Annotated in this window: 16 protein-coding genes; 8 read left to right on the top strand and 8 right to left on the bottom strand. The window is 71.8% G+C overall.

Translation table 11 applies throughout. From position 1 onward, the window contains the following. Positions 1–109 precede the first annotated feature (109 nt). From NAG42_RS38205 to NAG42_RS38185, 4 genes are all read right to left on the bottom strand, one after another. Positions 110–937, bottom strand: coding sequence for a polysaccharide deacetylase family protein (locus NAG42_RS38205; RefSeq protein ID WP_250037240.1), 828 nt, complete (start codon positions 935–937; stop codon positions 110–112). A gap of 114 nt (positions 938–1,051) precedes the next feature. Further along, complete coding sequence (locus tag NAG42_RS38200; RefSeq protein WP_250037239.1) at positions 1,052–2,170, bottom strand: hypothetical protein; 1,119 nt, start codon at positions 2,168–2,170, stop codon at positions 1,052–1,054. A gap of 100 nt (positions 2,171–2,270) precedes the next feature. Continuing rightward, on the bottom strand, positions 2,271–2,984 hold the full coding sequence (locus NAG42_RS38195; RefSeq protein WP_250037238.1) for a TIGR03943 family putative permease subunit: 714 nt from the start codon (positions 2,982–2,984) through the stop codon (positions 2,271–2,273). Between the two features lie 289 nt (positions 2,985–3,273). Beyond that, a complete protein-coding gene (locus NAG42_RS38185; RefSeq protein ID WP_438872504.1) occupies positions 3,274–4,326 on the bottom strand; it encodes a permease in 1,053 nt (350 codons plus the stop codon). Positions 4,327–4,394: 68 nt separating this feature from the next. Here NAG42_RS38185 and NAG42_RS38180 point away from each other — a divergent pair, with 68 nt between their 5' ends. Beyond that, entirely contained in the window at positions 4,395–5,420 is a 1,026-nt protein-coding gene (locus NAG42_RS38180) for an Lrp/AsnC family transcriptional regulator (protein ID WP_250037236.1), read from the top strand. On the opposite strand, the gene NAG42_RS38175 is transcribed toward NAG42_RS38180, so the two are convergent. The 3 genes from NAG42_RS38175 to NAG42_RS38165 all read right to left on the bottom strand — a co-directional run bounded on the left by NAG42_RS38175 (position 5,379) and on the right by NAG42_RS38165 (position 8,967). Then, on the bottom strand, positions 5,379–6,905 hold the full coding sequence (locus tag NAG42_RS38175; RefSeq protein WP_250037235.1) for an MFS transporter: 1,527 nt from the start codon (positions 6,903–6,905) through the stop codon (positions 5,379–5,381). The genes NAG42_RS38180 and NAG42_RS38175 overlap by 42 nt on opposite strands. A gap of 118 nt (positions 6,906–7,023) precedes the next feature. Next, on the bottom strand, positions 7,024–8,184 hold the full coding sequence (locus tag NAG42_RS38170; RefSeq protein ID WP_250037234.1) for a 4-hydroxybenzoate 3-monooxygenase: 1,161 nt from the start codon (positions 8,182–8,184) through the stop codon (positions 7,024–7,026). Between the two features lie 45 nt (positions 8,185–8,229). Continuing rightward, on the bottom strand, positions 8,230–8,967 hold the full coding sequence (locus NAG42_RS38165; RefSeq protein ID WP_250037233.1) for an IclR family transcriptional regulator: 738 nt from the start codon (positions 8,965–8,967) through the stop codon (positions 8,230–8,232). A 68-nt stretch (positions 8,968–9,035) separates the two neighbouring features. On the opposite strand from NAG42_RS38165, the gene pcaH reads away from it, so the two are divergent. From pcaH to NAG42_RS38130, 7 genes are all read left to right on the top strand, one after another. Further along, complete coding sequence (gene pcaH / locus NAG42_RS38160; protein ID WP_250037232.1) at positions 9,036–9,761, top strand: protocatechuate 3,4-dioxygenase subunit beta; 726 nt, start codon at positions 9,036–9,038, stop codon at positions 9,759–9,761. Then, complete coding sequence (gene pcaG / locus NAG42_RS38155; RefSeq protein ID WP_250037231.1) at positions 9,758–10,300, top strand: protocatechuate 3,4-dioxygenase subunit alpha; 543 nt, start codon at positions 9,758–9,760, stop codon at positions 10,298–10,300. The genes pcaH and pcaG overlap by 4 nt, the downstream gene beginning before the upstream one ends. 10 nt (positions 10,301–10,310) lie before the next feature. Further along, positions 10,311–11,579, top strand: coding sequence for a lyase family protein (locus tag NAG42_RS38150; RefSeq protein ID WP_250037230.1), 1,269 nt, complete (start codon positions 10,311–10,313; stop codon positions 11,577–11,579). Beyond that, a complete protein-coding gene (pcaDC, locus tag NAG42_RS45570) occupies positions 11,573–12,715 on the top strand; it encodes a bifunctional 3-oxoadipate enol-lactonase/4-carboxymuconolactone decarboxylase PcaDC (protein ID WP_250037229.1) in 1,143 nt (380 codons plus the stop codon). The genes NAG42_RS38150 and pcaDC overlap by 7 nt, the downstream gene beginning before the upstream one ends. Next, positions 12,712–13,365 (top strand): 3-oxoacid CoA-transferase subunit A, encoded by a 654-nt coding sequence (locus NAG42_RS38140; RefSeq protein ID WP_250037228.1) that lies wholly within the window; start codon positions 12,712–12,714, stop codon positions 13,363–13,365. The genes pcaDC and NAG42_RS38140 overlap by 4 nt, the downstream gene beginning before the upstream one ends. Next, positions 13,362–14,003, top strand: a complete 642-nt coding sequence (locus NAG42_RS38135; protein WP_250037227.1) for a 3-oxoacid CoA-transferase subunit B — start codon at positions 13,362–13,364, stop codon at positions 14,001–14,003. The genes NAG42_RS38140 and NAG42_RS38135 overlap by 4 nt, the downstream gene beginning before the upstream one ends. 113 nt (positions 14,004–14,116) lie before the next feature. After that, the gene (locus NAG42_RS38130; protein WP_250037226.1) at positions 14,117–14,881 is read left to right on the top strand and encodes a phosphatase PAP2 family protein; all 765 of its coding nucleotides are present in this window, start codon (positions 14,117–14,119) and stop codon (positions 14,879–14,881) included. Here the strand turns inward: NAG42_RS38130 and NAG42_RS38125 are convergent. Beyond that, a complete protein-coding gene (locus tag NAG42_RS38125; RefSeq protein ID WP_250037225.1) occupies positions 14,847–16,472 on the bottom strand; it encodes an amidohydrolase in 1,626 nt (541 codons plus the stop codon). The genes NAG42_RS38130 and NAG42_RS38125 overlap by 35 nt on opposite strands. Between the last annotated feature and the right edge of the window lie 670 nt (positions 16,473–17,142).

Below are 17,142 nucleotides of genomic sequence, written 5' to 3'. Positions count from 1 at the left end.
TCGAAGCCGCAAAGCCAGGAGCCGCAAAGCCAGGAGCCGCAAGGCTGGGAGCCGCAAAGCCAGGAGCGGCGAGGCTGGGAGCTGGGAAACAGCGTCGCCGGGGCTTGCGTCAGGGGATGTAGTCCTCGAGCCGGGCCGGGGTCAGGCCCGCCTTGTGGATGGCCTGCAGCACGCCGAGGAAGTCGTCGACGAAGCGGTCGCGGAAGTGCATCAGGATGATGTCGCCCGGCTTGACGCCCGGCCCCTCCTGGAAGCGGACCTTTCCCTTGTTGGTGGTTTCCTTCCAATAGAAGGCCGCCTTCATCCCGCAGTCGTGCGCCGCCCTCAGTGTGGTGGTGTCGTGGGTGCCGAACGGCGGACGGAACAGCGTCGGCCGCCGGCCGTAGTACGTCGCCAGCTGGTCGGCGCCGCCGCAGATCTCGTGTTTCTGGGACGCGTACGAACGGCCTCGGAGATCGGGGTGGCTGATCGTGTGGTTCTCGATGGTCGCGCCGGCCGCTTGCAGCTTGGCGAAATACTGCGGGTCGGATTTGATGGCGTTGATCTCGAGGAACAGGGTGACCGGCACGTCGGCCGCCTGAAACAGTTTGAGCGCGAGCGGGTGCTTGACCCAGCCGTCGTCGATCGTGATGAAGGCGACCTTCTGGTCCGTCGGGATCCGCGAATACCAGCCAGCCGTGCCGTCGGTGGGCAGCTTGACCTTGGTCGCGGCCGGGGGCGCCGGGGAGAACTGCGGGACACGGCCGCGCAGGTTCGCCGGGAGGGCGGCCAGCGCGATCGCATGGGCCTGGGGCTTGGCGGCCGCCGGCGCGCTGGGCAGGACCGCGACCGGCGCCGGCGCCGAAGTGCTCAGGGCCGGTCGGGGCGGCTCCGCGTTGCTGCACCCCGCGACGACAACCACCAGCAGTGCCGCGATCAAGGCCTTGCCCACCCGCATGCTTGCTTCCTCACGATCGGCGAACTCCGACAGGGAGACGCGCTGAGGTGGGCGAAAGGTCGCGCACTGTGGGACTTGTCATGATCCGTAAGCCCGGTTCGAAGGCGGGCGGGGCTACGGCACTGTCCGCAGGTCCAGGGAATGCCAGGTGATCTCTTCGTCGGCGGTGGCGGTCGACCACCAGAGCAGGCCGCCGCTCGAGAAAGCTCCGTCGGCGTCCGAGGCGACGTCGACTGTGCGGCCGGTGGCGATGTCGTAGACGACCAGCGCCGCGGCGCCGGTGAGGTCGGTGTCGGGGCCGGGTTCGGCCAGGATCTCGAAGCGGTCCAGCACGGCGACGTCGGTGATCGCCGATTGGGCGGCGCCGCCCGCGATCTTGCGACGGCCGGTGCCGTCCGGGCGGACCAGGTCGATGCGGGTCAGGGTCTCCTCGCCCATCACCATCGCCCGGCACCAGACCGGACCGCAGGTGAGCACGTCGAGACCGCCGGAGACGATCGGCGTGTCCCGCGCGGTGGCCAGGTTGCGCAGTCGTGGCTCACCCGAGGTGCTGCCGTCGTCGACCAGCCATGGCCACGCCGACAGAGCCCATTGACCGGTTTCCCTCCGTACGGTGACCGGCCCGCCGCCGACCGGGACCGAGCGCACCTCGGTGGCCTCGGCGACGTCGCCCGGCGCGGCGGCCCAATGCAGCCTTCCGTCCGCCACCACCAGGTCGTACTGATTGCCGAAAAACACTGATCGCCCGGTGTCCGCGGTCAGCAGCCGGGGCGGGCCTCCGCTGCGGTCGGCGGTCCACAGCCGTACGGCGGGTTTGCCGGCCGTCGACTCGGCCCAGAAGATCTGGTCGTCGGTGGCCGTGAACGCCTCGAACTGCAGCTGGTCCAGCGGCAGCCGGCGCAGCTCCCGCAATCGGTCGCCCGACCGGACCAGCAGTCGCGACTCGGAGCCCTGCGGCGTCGGCGCCGTGCCGACCGCGGTGGTCGCGTCGAGGAAGATCGTCGGCGTGAACAGCGGCCCGTCCGGCAGCCCGGCCGCGAAGTCGGCTCGCGCGGCGTCCGGCCAGGCAGTCTTGGCGTCAGTGCGGGCAGGCGGCGCCGGCGGCGGGTCGACGCGCGAGCCGCCGAACAGCAGGACAGCCCCGGCCGCGAGCGCGACCACCAGAACGGCGGCGGTCGGCCAACGGCGACGGCGAGCCGGTGCGGGCGCCTCGGGTGACGCGGTGGCCGTCATGCGCCGGGCACAGGGGGTTGCGCGGCGGCCGTCATGCGTCGGGCACACTGCGTTGCGCGGTGGCCGTCGTGCGCAGGGCACATGGGTTGTGCGGTAGCCGTCATGCGTAGGGCTGCTTGGGTTGCGCGACTTCCTGCCAGGTCCGCACGTCGAAATAGGCCACGTCGACGTTGTTGACCGGGTCCTTGCTGGTGCGGCCGGTGTGGACCCCGGTGACCTGGACCCACGTGTCGGCCGGGACGTCGATCGGCGCCCGCCCGTCCAGCCCGATCTTGATCGGCCGCCCGTCGGCCGCGCAGCACGACAGAACCATCCTGGCCAGCATGGGTGCGCCGTCGGGTGCGATGGTGATGAATCCGGTGAGGCTGAGCTCGCGCCCGTCGAGGCTCTTACCCGCGTCGAACAGCGCCCGCGACGCGTAGTCCACCATGCTCAGCTCGACCGGGTCACCGGCCGGCAGCGGGGGATAGTCCGACCCACCCGCCGGTTCCGCGACGACGCTGCCGGCCTGGTTGGCCGCATAGGACCCGAGTGCCGGCGGCGCCACGAGCAGCAACCCCAGCACCGGCAAAATCAGCAGCCATCCCACGCCCGGCCCGTGGTGCTCATGCCCATGCTCGTCCGCCGCGTCCGACGATTCCCGTAACGAGTACCAGATCGTCATCACGGCGGCCGCGACGAGCAGCAGTCCGGTAGCGATCAGGAAAGGCCGCAAACCCTCCTTGACGTAGCGCAGGTAGAGATCGGTGACCGACGCCCGAAGGATGGCCCCGCCGAACAGCAACAGCACAACGCCTTGGGTCAACTTGCTCATAACGCGGCTCCGTCCGGCTCGCTCAAGACAGCACCGGCGCGTCGCCCAGTGGCTGGGATGAACGTGCGACTGGCCGGCTCGCTCAAGACAGCACCGGCGCGTCGCCCGATGGGTGGGGTGAACGTACGACTGGCGGCCAGGCAGGCGGAAGACGCGAGGTCGGCGGCGGGCGGGCCCGCGGTGGCAGTGGGCGGGGCCGCAGTAATCGAGGCGGCGGTGGTGGCGACAGGCCGGGCCGCGCTGGTGGTGGGCGGGGCGGCGATGGCGGCGCTCGGTGACGGCGTACGGGTCATAGCAGCACCACGCCGAAGAGCGTGCCGATCAGGACGGCCACCACGAAGGTGGCCGGGGCGAAGCGGGACGCGAAGCGCCGCCCGAACACGCCGGTCTGCAGGGAGATCAGCTTGAGGTCGACCATCGGCCCGACGACCAGGAACACCAGGCGCGACGTCAGCGAGAACTGGCTCAGCGAGGCGGCCACGAACGCGTCGGCCTCGCTGCAGATCGACAGCAGCACGGCCAGGACGGCCAGCGCGAGGACCGACAGCACCTCGTTGGCGGCCAGGCTGGTCAGCCAGGCCTCGGGCACGACCACGTTGATCGTCGCCGCGGCGGCCGCGCCGATCACCAGGAACCCGCCCGCGTGCAGCACGTCGTGCCGGCAGGCGGCCCAGAACGCCGGCCACTGCGGCCCGTCGAGCTCGGGCCGGTGCGGCAGCCGGATCCATTCGCTGCGTCCCAGGCGCAGCCACAGCCAGCCGAGGAGGACCGCCACGACCAGACTGGCCAGCCCGCGCGCGACCGCCATCTCGGGGCGTCCCGGAAAGGCGATGACCGTGGCCGTCAGGACGATCGGGTTGATCGCCGGTGCCGCCAGCAGGAAGGCCAGCGCCGCGGCCGGCGTGACCCCGCGCCGGATCAGCGACCCGGCGATCGGCACGCTGCCGCACTCACAGCCCGGCAGCACCACGCCCGCGAGCCCGGCTGCCGGCACCGCCAGGGCCGGGTGCCGCGGCAGCGCCCGGGCCCAGAACGACCGCGGCACGAACACCGCGATCACCGCCGAGAGCGCCACTCCGAAGGCCAGGAACGGCGCCGCCTGCACCAGCACCGACACGAACACGGTGGTCCAGGTCTGCAGGGCCGGCCCGGAGACCAGTTCGGACAGCGGGCCCCGAAAGATCACCAGCAGCACGAGCAGGCCGGCCAGCACTTCCAGCGAGCCGATCGGCCGCTCGGTTTCCAGGGTGGACGGGGACAAAAGCTCCTCCAATGCGGTCGGCCGCGCCCACCCTAGCGGCTTCCGGCGCCCGTTCCCGCTCCCCGGGGGGCGTTTCCTCATAGGTGTTGACCTGCGAATATGTTCACTTGTGGCGGTTGCCGGCGGCCGCCGGAGGGTACGATCCGCCGGTGCCGGCAAGAACTCCGGCCGGGCCCGCCACCATCGACCGGCTGGACCGGCAGATCATCCACGGGCTGCAGCTGTCGCCCCGCGTTCCGTTCGCCCGTCTGGCCGCCGTGCTGGGCGTGTCGGAGCAGACGGTCTCCCGCCGCTACCAGCGGATGCGCACCCACGGGCTGATCCGGGTGTTCGGCATCGCCAACCCGATCGGGACGACCAGCTCGTGGCTGTTGCGTATCGGCTGCCGTCCCGGGACCGCCCCGGCCACGGCGGCCGCGCTGGCCATGCGCACCGACACGAGCTGGGTGTCGATCGGGGCCGGCGGCGCCGAGCTGATCTGTCAGGTGACCGTGGACGAGGGGTCGCCGGAGAGCCGGGAGGGGTTGCTCCACCACCTGCCCCGCGCGGCCAACGTGTTGTCGCTGAGCTCGCATCAGGTGCTGCACCGGTTCATCGGGCTCGGCGAGGCCGATTGGATCACGGCCACCGATCAGCTCGGCAGTGACCAGCGACGTGAGCTGCTGGCCGAGGCCCCCGAGGTGCCCGGGCCCACCGGCACCGACGAGCTGACCCCGGAGGACCGGCCACTGCTGGTGGCGCTCGGGCACGACGGCCGGGCGAGCTACGCCGCGCTGGCCGAGGCGACGGGCTGGACACAGCGCAAGGCCGGTCTGCGGGTGCAGGCGCTGGCCGAGGCCGGGCTCATCCGCTTCGACCTGGACACGGCCACCGCCGCGCTCGGCTTCCGCGAGGTGGCCTACCTGTGGTTCACCGTCGCCCCGACCGATCTGGCCTCGGTCGGGGCCCGGCTCGCCGATCACCGCCCGCTGGCCTGGGCCTCGGCGGTGACCGGCGCCGCGTCGCTCGTGGCGATCGCGTTGTGCCCGGACGCGGCGGCGCTCTACCGCTATCTGACGACCGAGGTGGCCGCGATCCGCGAGGTCCGGACGTGTGAGACCGTGCCCCTGTTCACCCGGGTCAAGCTGGCCGTCTCACTGATGGAGAACGGCCTCCTGCGCGGGCCGATCGTCTGAGCGCGGCTCGGCGCGCGCCGGGCGGACCAGCAGCAGGACGGCGATCCCCGCGACCACGCCGGCCGCCGCGGCGACCAGGAACGCCGCGTCGAGCCCGGCCACGGCCGCGCCGCGCAGGGCGGTGTCCACTGTGCCCCGTACGGCCTCGGGGGTCGCGGCCAGGATGCGGGCCGCCTGCCCGCCGGCGAGCCCGTGGGCGGCGTCCGCGGCGTTCGGGACCCCGGCTTCGGTGAGGTGCGCGCGGGCCCGTCCGGCGAAGGCTGTGCCCAGGACGGCGATGCCGATCGCGAAGCCCAGCTGCCGGGCCGTGTTGACCGCACCGGCCGCCATCCCGCCCCGCTCCCGGGGCACCGCGGCCATCGCGGCCTCGGCCAGCGTGGGCATGACCAGGCCGACCCCGGCGCCGATCACGGCATAGCCGGCGAGCAGCGCGGGCCAGCTCGAACCGGGCCCGAGCAGCAGCACCGTCAGGGCCGAACCGGCCCCGATCAGCAGCAGCCCGGCGCCGATGATGACGCGCGGGGAGCGGCCGTGCAGACGGGCCCCGGCGATGCCCGAGACGATCACCGACAGCACCGACATGGGCAGGCCGACCAGACCGGCTTTCAGCGGTGACAGCCCCACGAGGCTCTGCAACCAGATGGAGGTGTAGGTGAACGCGGCGAAGGCCGCCATGTTGACCAGCAGGGCGCCGATCAGGATGCCGCCGAACGAGCGGTTGCGCAGCAGCTTGAGATCCAGCATCGGGTGGGCGCTGCGGCGCTCGACGAACGCGAAGGCGACCAGGCCGGCCGCGCTGAGCAGCAGCAGACCCCAGGTGGCGAAGGCCGTCCAGCCCTCGGTGTTGGCCCGGATCACGGCCAGGGTCAGGGCGGTCGCCGCGACGGTGAAGGTGATCGTGCCGGCCAGGTCGAAGCGGCCGCGGCGGTGACCGGGGTCGGCGCGCAGCACGACGAGCGTGGCCACGACCGCGACGACGCTGATCGGCAGGTTGACGAAGAAGATCCAGCGCCAGTCGAGCCACTCGGTGAGCACCCCGCCCAGCACCGGGCCGACCGCGGCCGCGGCGCCCGAGACGCCACCCCAGACGCCGTACGCGATGCCCCGCTCCCGGCCCTGATAGGCGCTGTTGAGCAGCGCGAAAGTGGTGGTGAACATGGCGGCCGCGCCGACACCCTGCACGACCCGGGCGGCGATCAGGGTGCCGCCGTCGGTGGCCAGCCCGCAGGCCAGCGAGGCGAGGGCGAAGACGACGAGCCCGCCCGCATAGAGGCGGCGGTGCCCATACAGGTCACCCAGCGCGCCCGCGCCGAGCAGCAGGACGGCCAGCGACAGAGCGTAACCGTCGACGACCCACTGCAGGGCCGTGAACGAGGTGTGCAGATCCACCGCCATGGGCGGCAGGGCGACATTGACGATGGTCACGTCGATGAGCAGCATGAAGGTGCCCAGACAGACCGTGACGAGCGGCCACCACTTGCGCATGGTTCTCTCCTTGACTTTCCGTGACCACCTCACGATCGTCGTCCGTGGTCGGCGGATCCAGCCAAGGGCCGTTTCGCGTCGCGATCCTCCTTCCCAGCTCCAGAAGTCGCGATGATCCTCAGAAACCGATGGGCGGACCGGCGTAATTCTCCGCCAGTCCGGTCGCCCCGGCGGTGCTGGTCGTGACCCACCGAAGCTGGGCCAGCTGCAACTGCGCGTCGAAGGGGTCACCGCTGGTGTGCAGCATGGTCGTCATCCACCAGGAGAAGTGCGTGCAGCGCCAGACCCGCCGCAACGCGTCGTCGGAGTAGCTGTCGGCGAGGCGGGTGTCGCCCGCCTTCAGCCACTCGACCAGCGCCCGGCTCAACAGCGTCACGTCGGCGATGGCGAGGTTCAGTCCCTTGGCCCCGGTCGGCGGCACGATGTGGGCGGCGTCCCCGGCCAGGAACAGCCGGCCGTGCCGCATCGGCGTCTGCACATAGCTGCGCATCGGCAGCACGCTCTTGTCGGTCACCGGCCCCGGCGTCAGCTTCCAGCCGTCCTCGCCGTCCCCGAGCCGGGTCGCCAGCTCACCCCAGATCCGGTCGTCGGGCCAGTCGGCCGGGTCGGTCCCGTTCGGGACCTGCAGATACAGCCGGCTGACGGTCTCCGAGCGCATCGAGTGCAGCGCGAACCCGTTCGGATGCCATGCATAGATCAGCTCATCGGTCGAGGGCGCCACGTCGGCCAGGATCCCGAGCCACGAGTACGGGTACACCCGCTCGAAGAAGTCCGCGGGCGCCGCCGCCGCGCGGGACGGTCCGAACGAGCCGTCACACCCGGCGATGACCTCCGCCTCCAGGCGTCGCGCGGCACCGGACGAGTCGGCGAAAGTCACGTACGGCCGGGCGGAGTCGACGTCGTGCAACGCCACGTCGGTGACCTCGTAATGCACCTCGGCCGTGCCCGCCCCGACCAGGTCCTTCTGCACCTCGGTCTGGCCATAGACCCAGACGCTGCGCCCGGCCAGGTCGACGAAGTCGAGGTGGTGCCGCTCGCCCGGCATCTGCAGATAGATGCCCCGGTGCTCGTGCCCCTCGGCCCGGAGCCGCTCACCGAGCCCCACTGACTCGAGCAGCTCGACGCTCGAGCTCTCCAGGATGCCGGCCCGGATGCGGGCGGCCACATAGTCCTGGGAGCGGGTCTCGATCACCACCGCGTCGACGCCGCCGCGGTGCAGCAGGTGGGCGAGGAGCAGTCCGGCCGGGCCGGCGCCGATGATGGCGACCTGGGTGCGCATGCTGCCAGCCAACGGCAGCGCCCGTCCGGCGGCAAGGCCCCGTTTTCACTCAGCGGAAGCGAGCGTACGACCGATGCCCTGCGCGGCCACCCGCAGAGCGGCCACCAGGCGGGCCTTGTCGCGCCGCAGGTCCGGCACGACGATGCCCAGCGCGGCCACCACGCTGTCATGGCCGGCCCGCACCGGCACGGCCACCGAGCAGGCGCCCAGGCTCATCTCCTCGCCGGTGGTCGCGTACCCCTCGGTCCGGACCCGCCGCAGCTGCTCGGCCAGCCGGGCCGGCTGGGTGACGGTGTACGGGGTCACCCGGGTCAGCCGGCTGAAGGCCTCCGCCCGGACGTCCTCCGGGGCGTACGCCAGAAGGACCTTGCCCACCCCGGTCGCGTGCAGCGGAAGGCGGGAGCCGATCCGGCTGACCACCGGGACCGACACGTGCCCGGCCAGCCGGTCGACATAGAGCACCTCCACCCGATCGCGGACCGCGAGGTGCACCGTGGCCAGCGTCGCCCCGTAGAGGTCGTGCAGGAACGGCGACGCCGCCTGCCGCAGCCCCGACTGCACCGGCGCCAGCAGCCCGAGGTCCCACAGCCGGCGCCCGATCACGTATTCCCCCGAGGCCAGCCGGGCCAGTGCCCCCCACTTGTGCAGCTCGCCGACCAGCCGGTGGGCGGTGGCCAGCGGCAGCCCGGACCGGCGGGCGAGCTCGCTCAGCGTCAGGCTGCGATGCTCGGGGCCGAACGCGCCCAACAGGTCCAGCGCCCGCGATGTCACGCTGGCAGCCACGGCCGCTCCTTCCGGTGAATGGAAGACAAGTATCGTGCCGCCCTCCCGCCTGGTCTAGCGTCGCCAGCGTGACGACCCAGGCCGACATCCAACGCGAGATCGACGACCTGCGGGGCAGCGGCGGCCCCCAGCCGCGCCGGGACTACCCGCCCTATCGCAGCAGCGTCCTGCGCCATCCCACCCGCGACCTGTGCCAGGCCGACCCGGAGGGGGTCGAGCTGTGGGCGCCTTGCTTCGGGCCGGCTGACATCGACGACGCCGAGTCCGACCTGACCATCCAGCGCTCCGGGGAGCCGCTGGGCGAGCGGATCGTCGTGACCGGCCGGGTGCTCGACGGCGACGGCCGGCCGGTGCGCCATCAGCTCGTGGAGATCTGGCAGGCCAACGCGTCGGGGCGCTACTGGCACCAGCGCGACCAGCATCCGGCGCCGCTCGACCCGAACTTCGTGGGAGCCGGGCGCTGCCTGACCGACGGCGACGGCGTCTACACGTTCCAGACGATCAAGCCCGGCGCCTACCCGTGGCGCAACCACGTCAACGCCTGGCGGCCCGCGCACATCCACTTCTCGCTCTTCGGCACCGACTTCACCCAGCGCCTGGTCACCCAGATGTACTTCCCGGGCGACCCGCTGTTCGACCTCGACCCGATCTATCAGTCGATCACCGACGCCCGGGCCCGCGACATGCTGGTCGCGTCCTACGACCACAGCGTGACCAAGCCGGAGTTCAGCCTGGGCTACCGCTGGGACATCGTGCTCAGCGGGACCCACCGGACGCCCCTGGAGGAGCCATGACGTTCGCGCCGGGACAGACGGTCGGGCCGTTCTTCCACCTCGGCCTGCCCTTCGAGGGCGGCAATCTGCTGGTCCCGGCAGGTCACCCCGAGGCCGTACGCCTGCACGGGCGCGTCGTCGACGGCGAGGGCGCCGCGGTGCCGGACGCCCTGATCGAGCTCTGGCAGGCCGACAGCACCGGACGCGTGCCGCGGGAGACCGGTTCGTTCCACCGCGACGGCTTCACCTTCACCGGGTGGGGACGGGCGCAGACCGACGGCGACGGGCACTACTGGTTCTCGACCCTGATCCCGGGCCCGGCGCGACCCGGCCGCCGCCCGTTCTTCGCGCTCACCGTCTTTGCCCGCGGGCTCACCGACCGGCTCTTCACCCGCGCCTACCTGCCCGGCGACGAACCGGACGCGCTGCTCGGCGGGCTCCCGCCGGACCGCCGCGCTACGCTGATCACCACCCGCGAGCCGCGCGGGCTGCTCTTCGACATCCACCTGCAGGGCGAGGGTGAGACGGTGTTCCTGAGCTATCCCCGGCAGGCCCGATGAGCCGGCGCCGATGAGCGACCTGCTCTGGCCCGGCGACCACCGCAGCGGCGAGCTCTGCACCGACGCGACCGTCCTCACCGCCCTGCTGCGCGTCGAATCCGCCTGGTTGGACTCCAGCCCGCTCGCCGTGGGCCCGCCCGTTTCCGGCTCTCCTTCCGGCCCGTCCCTTTCCGGCCCGGGCGGCGCCGGCCTCCTGGAGCTGGCCGGGCCCGATGATCTGCCGGCCCTGGCCGCGGCGGCCGAGGAGGGTGGCAATCCGGTCATCCCGCTGCTCGCCCTGCTGCGCGAACGCCTCGGCGACGACCCGCGGGCCCAGGCACTGCACCGCGGTCTGACCAGCCAGGACGTGCTCGACACGGCGTTGGTGCTCTGCCTGCGCGAGGCCGTCGGCGCCCTCCGGAGGGACCTTGACGCCCAGATCGCGACGCTGACCACGCTGGCCGACCGCCATCGGCACACCGACATGGCCGGCCGGACACTCACCCAGCACGCCGTGCCCATCACGTTCGGCCTCAAGGCAGCCGGCTGGCTCCAGGCCGTCCTCGACGCGCGCGACATCCTCGCCGCCGCATCCGATCTGCCCGTCCAGATCGGTGGCGCGGCCGGCAGCCTGGCCGCGGTCGTCGCCATCGAAGGCTCGCCCGAGAGGGCCATGACCCGGATCGCCGCCACCGCCGCCCGGCTCGGTCTGCCGGTGCACCAGCCCTGGCACACCAGCCGCGCCCCCTTGACCCACTTCGGCGACGCGCTCGTCACCTGCACCGACGCGTGGGGCCGGACAGCCAACGACGTGCTGACGCTCGCGCGGCCCGAGATCGGCGAGTTGTCCCTGGCCCGCAGCGGTGGATCGTCGGCGATGCCCAACAAGCGCAACCCGACCCTGGCCGTCCTCGTGCGCCGGGCCGCGCTGGCCGGCCCGCCGCTCGCCGCCACCCTGCACACGGCCGCCGCGAACATGGTGGACGAGCGGGCCGACGGCGCCTGGCACGTCGAGTGGGCCACGCTGCGCACGCTCACCCGCCGGACGGTGACCGCCGGCTCCCAGACCGCCGAGCTGCTCGCCGGTCTGCACATCGACGAGCAACGGATGGCCTCGACGCTCGCCGCGGCCCGCCCGGGCATCGACGCGGAGCAGCGCCAGTACGACACAACGGAGGGCGCCCGCCCCACGCCCGATCCGGACAGCCCGCGCGGTGACGCTCCGGATCGTCCGTACCGGGGAGTCGCCGACGAGATCATCGATGCCGCGCTGGCCCGAGCAGGGGAGCCGCCATGCTGACCGCGACCACGATCGTCGACGCTCCCGGCCGTCCGTTGCTGCTGCTCGGGCCGTCGCTCGGCACCTCGGCCGAGGCGCTCTGGCGGCGCTGCGCCGAACGGCTCAAGGGCAGCCACCACGTCATCGGCTGGGATCTGCCCGGGCACGGCTCCAGCCGGCCCGCGCACGGCGGTTTCGGGATCGCCGGGCTGGCCCGCGGCGTGCTCACCCTGGTCGACAACCTGCGGCCGGGCGAGCCGTTCCGCTACGCCGGGGTGTCGGTGGGCGGTGCCGTCGGTCTGCAGTTGCTGCTCGACGCGCCCGGCCGGGTCGAGTCGGCCGCGCTGATCTGCACCGGCGCCAAGATCGGGGAGAGCACCGGCTGGCGGCAGCGGGCCGAGACCGTACGCGCCGACGGGGTGCACGCCGTGGTCGGCGCCTCGCAGCAGCGGTGGTTCGCGCCCGGCTTCACCCAGCGCGCGCCCGCGGTCGCGACCGCGCTGCTCGACGCGCTGCGCGCGGCCGACCCCGAGAGCTACGCGCTGGTCTGTGAGGCGCTGGCGGCTTTCGACGTCCGGGATCGGCTCGGCGAGATCACCGCGCCGGTGCTGGCCATCGCGGGGGCGGACGACCAGCCGACGCCGCCGGAGAACCTCAGTTTGATCGCGACGAGGGTGCGGCACGGCCGGCTCGTCGTCCTCGACGAGGTCGCCCATCTGGCCCCGGCCGAGAAACCGGAGGAGGTGGCGGCGCTGCTGGAGGAGCACTTCGGCGGACCGGTCACGGTCGACCGGGTGCGTGAGGCCGGGATGACCGTGCGGCGGCAGGTGCTCGGTGACGAGCACGTCGACCGGGCGGTGGCCGGGACCACGCCGTTCACCCGGGACTTCCAGGAGCTCATCACCGCGTACGCCTGGGGTGAGATCTGGACCCGCCCGGGCCTGGACCGCCGCAGCCGCTCGATGATCACCTTGACCGCGCTGGTCGCCCTCGGCCATCAGGAGGAACTGGCGATGCACCTGCGCGCCGCCCGCACCAACGGGCTCACCGACGACGAGATCAAGGAAGTGCTGTTGCAGAGCGCGATCTATTGCGGCGTGCCCGCCGCGAACACCGCCTTTCGCATCGCGCAGCAGGTGCTGGGGGAGGCCCCGTGATCGTCTCGGCTCAGGAGGCCGTGTCGGCGGTCAAGGACGGCGACACGGTGCTGGTCGGCGGGTTCGGCATGGCCGGGATGCCGGTCGAGCTGATCGACGCGCTCATCGAGCACGGCGCCGGCGACCTGACGATCGTCAGCAACAACGCCGGCAACGGGGACACCGGGCTGGCCGCCCTGCTCGCGGCCGATCGCGTCCGCAAGGTGGTGTGCTCGTTCCCGCGGCAGGCCGACTCGTGGGTGTTCGACGGGCTCTACCGCGCGGGCCGGATCGAGCTCGAGGTCGTGCCGCAGGGCAATCTCGCCGAGCGCATGCGGGCCGCCGGAGCGGGGATCGGCGCCTTCTTCAGCCCGACCGGGGCCGGCACGCCGCTGGCCGAGGGCAAGGAGTCCCGGATCATCGACGGTCGCGAGTACCTGCTGGAATACCCGATCCGCGGCGACGTGGCCCTGATCCGGGCGCACGTCGCCGACCGGAGGGGCAACCTGGTCTACCGCAAGACGGCGCGCAACTTCGGCCCGGTGATGGCGACCGCGGCCACCGTGACCATCGCCCAGGTGTCCCGGATCGTCGACGTGGGCGCGCTCGACCCGGAAGCGGTCGTGACCCCGGCCATCTACGTCGACCGCCTGGTGGAGGTGCCGTCATGAGCCTTTCGCGCGAGCAGATGGCCGAGATCGTCGCCCGGGACATCCCCGACGGCTCGTACGTCAACCTCGGGATCGGGCAGCCCACGATGGTCGCCGACTATCTGCGGCCGGACAGCGGCGTCATCCTGCACACCGAGAACGGCATGCTCGGGATGGGGCGCCCGGCCGTGGGTGACGAGATCGACCCCGACCTGACCAATGCGGGCAAGCAGCCGGTCACCGAGCTGCCCGGCGCCTCGTACTTCCACCACGCCGACTCGTTCGCGATGATGCGCGGCGGCCACCTCGACGTCTGCATCATGGGCGCGTTCCAGGTGTCCGCGACCGGCGACCTGGCCAACTGGTCGACCGGCGCGCCCGACGCCATCCCGGCCGTCGGCGGGGCGATGGACCTGGCCATCGGGGCCAAGCAGGTGTTCGTGATGATGACGCTGTTCGCCAAGGACGGGAAGCCGAAACTTGTGCCCGAGTGCACCTATCCGCTGACCGGACGTGGCTGCGTGAGCAGGGTTTACACCGACGTGGCGACGTTTGCGGTCGGGTCGGAGGGCGTCCGGGTCGTCGAAACGTTCGGGATTTCGGTCGACGAGCTGATCACCAGGGTTGGCATGCCACTGGTACCTTCGCCGTTCGATTGATCTTCACGAACGCGTCGCCCGAAAGACAGCTGCCGGCAGTGATCAGTTTCTCACTGTGAAAGTTTGCTGGCTCTGCAACTTCGGGACGATCCTTGGTCGTCTTGGGGGTGCGGATGAACGGCACAACGGTGCGTCGAGCGCTGCGGGAGATCGCTCTCGTCGCCGCGCTGTTCCTCGCGTACAAGATGGGCCGGCTGCTGGTCGACGGGCACGTCACCGAGGCCATGAACAACGCCTCGGCGGTGTGGCACTTCGAACGCGTCCTGCATCTGCCCAGCGAGGCAGGGCTGCAGACCAGCCTGCTGTCGCACGAGTGGTGGGTGCGCGTGGCCAACTGCTTCTACGCGTACGTGCATTTCCCGGCCACCGCCATCGCGCTGATCTGGATGTACGTGCGCAAGCCCGAGACGTACCTCTGGATGCGCCGCACCCTGGCCACGCTGACCGCGTTCGCCCTGGTCATCCACGCCGTCTTCCCGCTCGCGCCGCCGCGCATGCTGGGCTCGGCCGGTCTGGTCGACACCGGGCGCCTGTTCGGCCCCTCGGTCTACGGCCCACCCGACACCGACACCTTGAGCAACCAGTACGCGGCCATGCCCTCCCTGCACGTCGGCTGGGCCATCGTGGTGGCACTCGCCCTGATGACCACGACCGCCGGCTGGAAGCGCTGGCTGTGGCTGGCCCACCCGGCGATCACGCTGATCGTCGTGGTGGTGACCGGCAACCACTACTGGCTCGACGCGATCGCCGTCATGGGCCTGATCGTGATCGTGGGCGCCCTCGTGCCCCGCGCGGTCGCCGCCCCGGTCTTCATCCCGGCCCAGCGACTCGAACCGGCCCCGGTCAGCCGGACACCCTCCTCCCGTCCACGTAGGTGAGCTCCACCCTCGCGTCCCCGATCTCCTCCCGCGGCCGGACGAACAGGTCCCGGTCGAGCACCGCCAGATCGGCCCGGCAACCGGGCTCCAGGCGGCCCGAGTCGTCGCGCCGGTTCACATAGGCCGACCCGGCCGTGTACGCGGTCAGCGCGGTCCGCAGATCGATCCGCTGCCCCGGCAGGAACGCCTCCCGCTCCTCACCCGGCAACACCCGGTTGACCGCCACATGAATGCCCTGCAGCGGATCCGGCGTGCTGACCGGCCAGTCGCTGCCGCCGGCCAGGCGCGCACCGCTGCGGACCAGGTCGGCGAACGGGTACTGCCGGTCGACCGCGGCCGGATCCAGGAACGGGATCGTGAGCTCGTCCATCTGCGGCTCGTGCGCGGCCCAGTAGGGCTGCATGTTCGCCGTCGCCCCCAGCTGCGCGAACCGGGGCACGTCGTCGGGGTGCACAACCTGCAGGTGAGCCAGGTGGGGACGGGTGTCACTCGACCCGTTGGCCGCACGCGCGGCGGCGACGGCGTCCAGGGCATCCCGCACCGCCCGGTCGCCCAGCGCGTGAAAATGCGCCTGGAAGCCCAGCCGGTCGAGCTCGGTGAGGTAGTGGGGAAGGGCCGCGGGATCGATGAACGACATCCCGCGGTTCGTGGTGGCGTGCCCGCACCCGTCCCGGTAAGGCTCGGTCATCGCCGCCGTGAAGTTCTCCGCGATCCCGTCCAGCATGAGCTTGACCGTGTCGCTGCGCAGCCTCCCGACCGTCAGCTCGGCCCGCTTGGCCACCAGCTCGGCGATCTGCTCGGCACCGCGGTCCCGATCCCACCAGAGGGCGCCGACCACGGTCGCGGTGAGCGTGCCCTCCCGCGCCGCCCGCACATAAGCGTCGGAGACGTCGGCATACCCGTTGCTCGCGGCCAGCATCGCGTCCTGCCAGCCCGTGATGCCGAGCGAGTGCAGCAGCCGCTGGGCCCGCAGGAGCCCGTCATACATCTGGTCCTGCGTCATCTCGGGAATCTCGACCAGCTCCATCGCCCCCTCCTGGAGCGCGCCGATCGGGTTGCCGTCGGCGTCTCGGTCGATGCGGCCGCTGGCCGGGTCGGGGGTGGCGGCGGTGATGCCGGCCCACTCGAGCGCCGCGGTGTTGACCCAGGCGGCGTGGTGGTCGCGGTTGAGCAGAAAAACCGGCCGATCCGGTACGACGCTGTCGAGCAGATGCCGGTCGGGAATCCCGTGGGCGAAGCTCTCCATCGACCACCCACCGCCGACGATCCACTCGTCGTCGGGGTGCGAGGCCGCGTAGTCCCGGATCCGCCGCAGGTATTCGTCGCGGTCGGTGGTGCCGGTCAGATCGCACTGGCCCAGCTCGACCCCGCCCATGACCGCGTGGATGTGAGCGTCCTGAAACCCCGGGATCAGCAGGCGGCCGGCCAGGTCGACGACCTCGGTGCCCGCACCCACCCAATCGCGCACCTCGTCGTCGCCACCCACCGCGACGATGCTCCCGTCCTTGACCGCCAGGCCCGATCGGGGTGGTGCGGTCTCGTCGCTCGCAAAGACGTGCCCCCCGACGAACACCAGATCAGCGTCTGCCATGACCATCCCTGTTCTCCCGACCCCCGCCACCGACGGCCATCCCATCATCAGCCCACCCACACCTGCACCCAGGCCGGTTGGTCACCGGCGCGGAGCCCCTCCGAGCAGAGCCCCTCCGAGCAGAGCCCCTCCGAGCAGAGCCCCTCCCACCGGGGGCGGGCCGAACCTACGTTGCTGAGCCGACGGGTGGGCGGCGTCATCCACAGGCGGGCCGAGGGCGGTTTCGGGTGGCCGGAGTTATCCACAACGGCGGGCGGGCAGTCGGACCGGGCGTGACACGCACCATGGGGGGCCGATTTGGCGGTCCGGGCAACAGGGGGTAATGTTTTCCGAGCCGCCAGGGAGACGGGCGAGCGAGCGGGACTCTTCGGAGGACCGGCGCGGCCGTCCTGGAGGAACCCACAAATCTAGAGCGAGTGGATCGTCGTCGTTCGCGGCCGGTGATCGTTCGCTTTACTTTGTGGTGCCTGAAGCTTTCAGGGTCGGCGAATTCGGGTCCTGGACCCGGATTTGGCGAAACGGGAAGCGGCGGGTAAAGTTTTACGAGTGCCCCGGGGCGGTTGACCGGGTGTGGTTGTTCTTTGAGAACTCAACAGGGTGCTTGATAAGCCAGTGCCAATTAGTAATACCCCGGCCGGCTTACTCCTTTCTTCGGATAGGGGTGTCGGTT

Origin of the sequence: Paractinoplanes maris (assembly GCF_023544465.1) — a bacterium.
In the GTDB taxonomy this organism is placed as follows: Bacteria; Actinomycetota; Actinomycetes; order Mycobacteriales; family Micromonosporaceae; genus Actinoplanes; species Actinoplanes maris.
Note: the sequence above shows the minus strand (reverse complement) of the source record. Positions and strands in the feature narration are given on the sequence as shown.

What these genes read in the sequence shown, in the direction of transcription:
- NAG42_RS38205 (WP_250037240.1), bottom strand. Translation starts at nt 937, where the DNA reads ATGCGGGTGGGCAAGGCCTTGATCGCGGCACTGCTGGTGGTTGTCGTC.
- NAG42_RS38200 (WP_250037239.1), bottom strand. Translation starts at nt 2,170, where the DNA reads ATGACGGCCACCGCGTCACCCGAGGCGCCCGCACCGGCTCGCCGTCGC.
- NAG42_RS38195 (WP_250037238.1), bottom strand. Translation starts at nt 2,984, where the DNA reads ATGAGCAAGTTGACCCAAGGCGTTGTGCTGTTGCTGTTCGGCGGGGCC.
- NAG42_RS38185 (WP_438872504.1), bottom strand. Translation starts at nt 4,326, where the DNA reads ATGAGGAAACGCCCCCCGGGGAGCGGGAACGGGCGCCGGAAGCCGCTA.
- NAG42_RS38175 (WP_250037235.1), bottom strand. Translation starts at nt 6,905, where the DNA reads ATGCGCAAGTGGTGGCCGCTCGTCACGGTCTGTCTGGGCACCTTCATG.
- NAG42_RS38170 (WP_250037234.1), bottom strand. Translation starts at nt 8,184, where the DNA reads ATGCGCACCCAGGTCGCCATCATCGGCGCCGGCCCGGCCGGACTGCTC.
- pcaG (WP_250037231.1), top strand. Translation starts at nt 9,758, where the DNA reads ATGACGTTCGCGCCGGGACAGACGGTCGGGCCGTTCTTCCACCTCGGC.
- NAG42_RS38150 (WP_250037230.1), top strand. Translation starts at nt 10,311, where the DNA reads ATGAGCGACCTGCTCTGGCCCGGCGACCACCGCAGCGGCGAGCTCTGC.
- pcaDC (WP_250037229.1), top strand. Translation starts at nt 11,573, where the DNA reads ATGCTGACCGCGACCACGATCGTCGACGCTCCCGGCCGTCCGTTGCTG.
- NAG42_RS38135 (WP_250037227.1), top strand. Translation starts at nt 13,362, where the DNA reads ATGAGCCTTTCGCGCGAGCAGATGGCCGAGATCGTCGCCCGGGACATC.
- NAG42_RS38130 (WP_250037226.1), top strand. Translation starts at nt 14,117, where the DNA reads ATGAACGGCACAACGGTGCGTCGAGCGCTGCGGGAGATCGCTCTCGTC.
- NAG42_RS38125 (WP_250037225.1), bottom strand. Translation starts at nt 16,472, where the DNA reads ATGGCAGACGCTGATCTGGTGTTCGTCGGGGGGCACGTCTTTGCGAGC.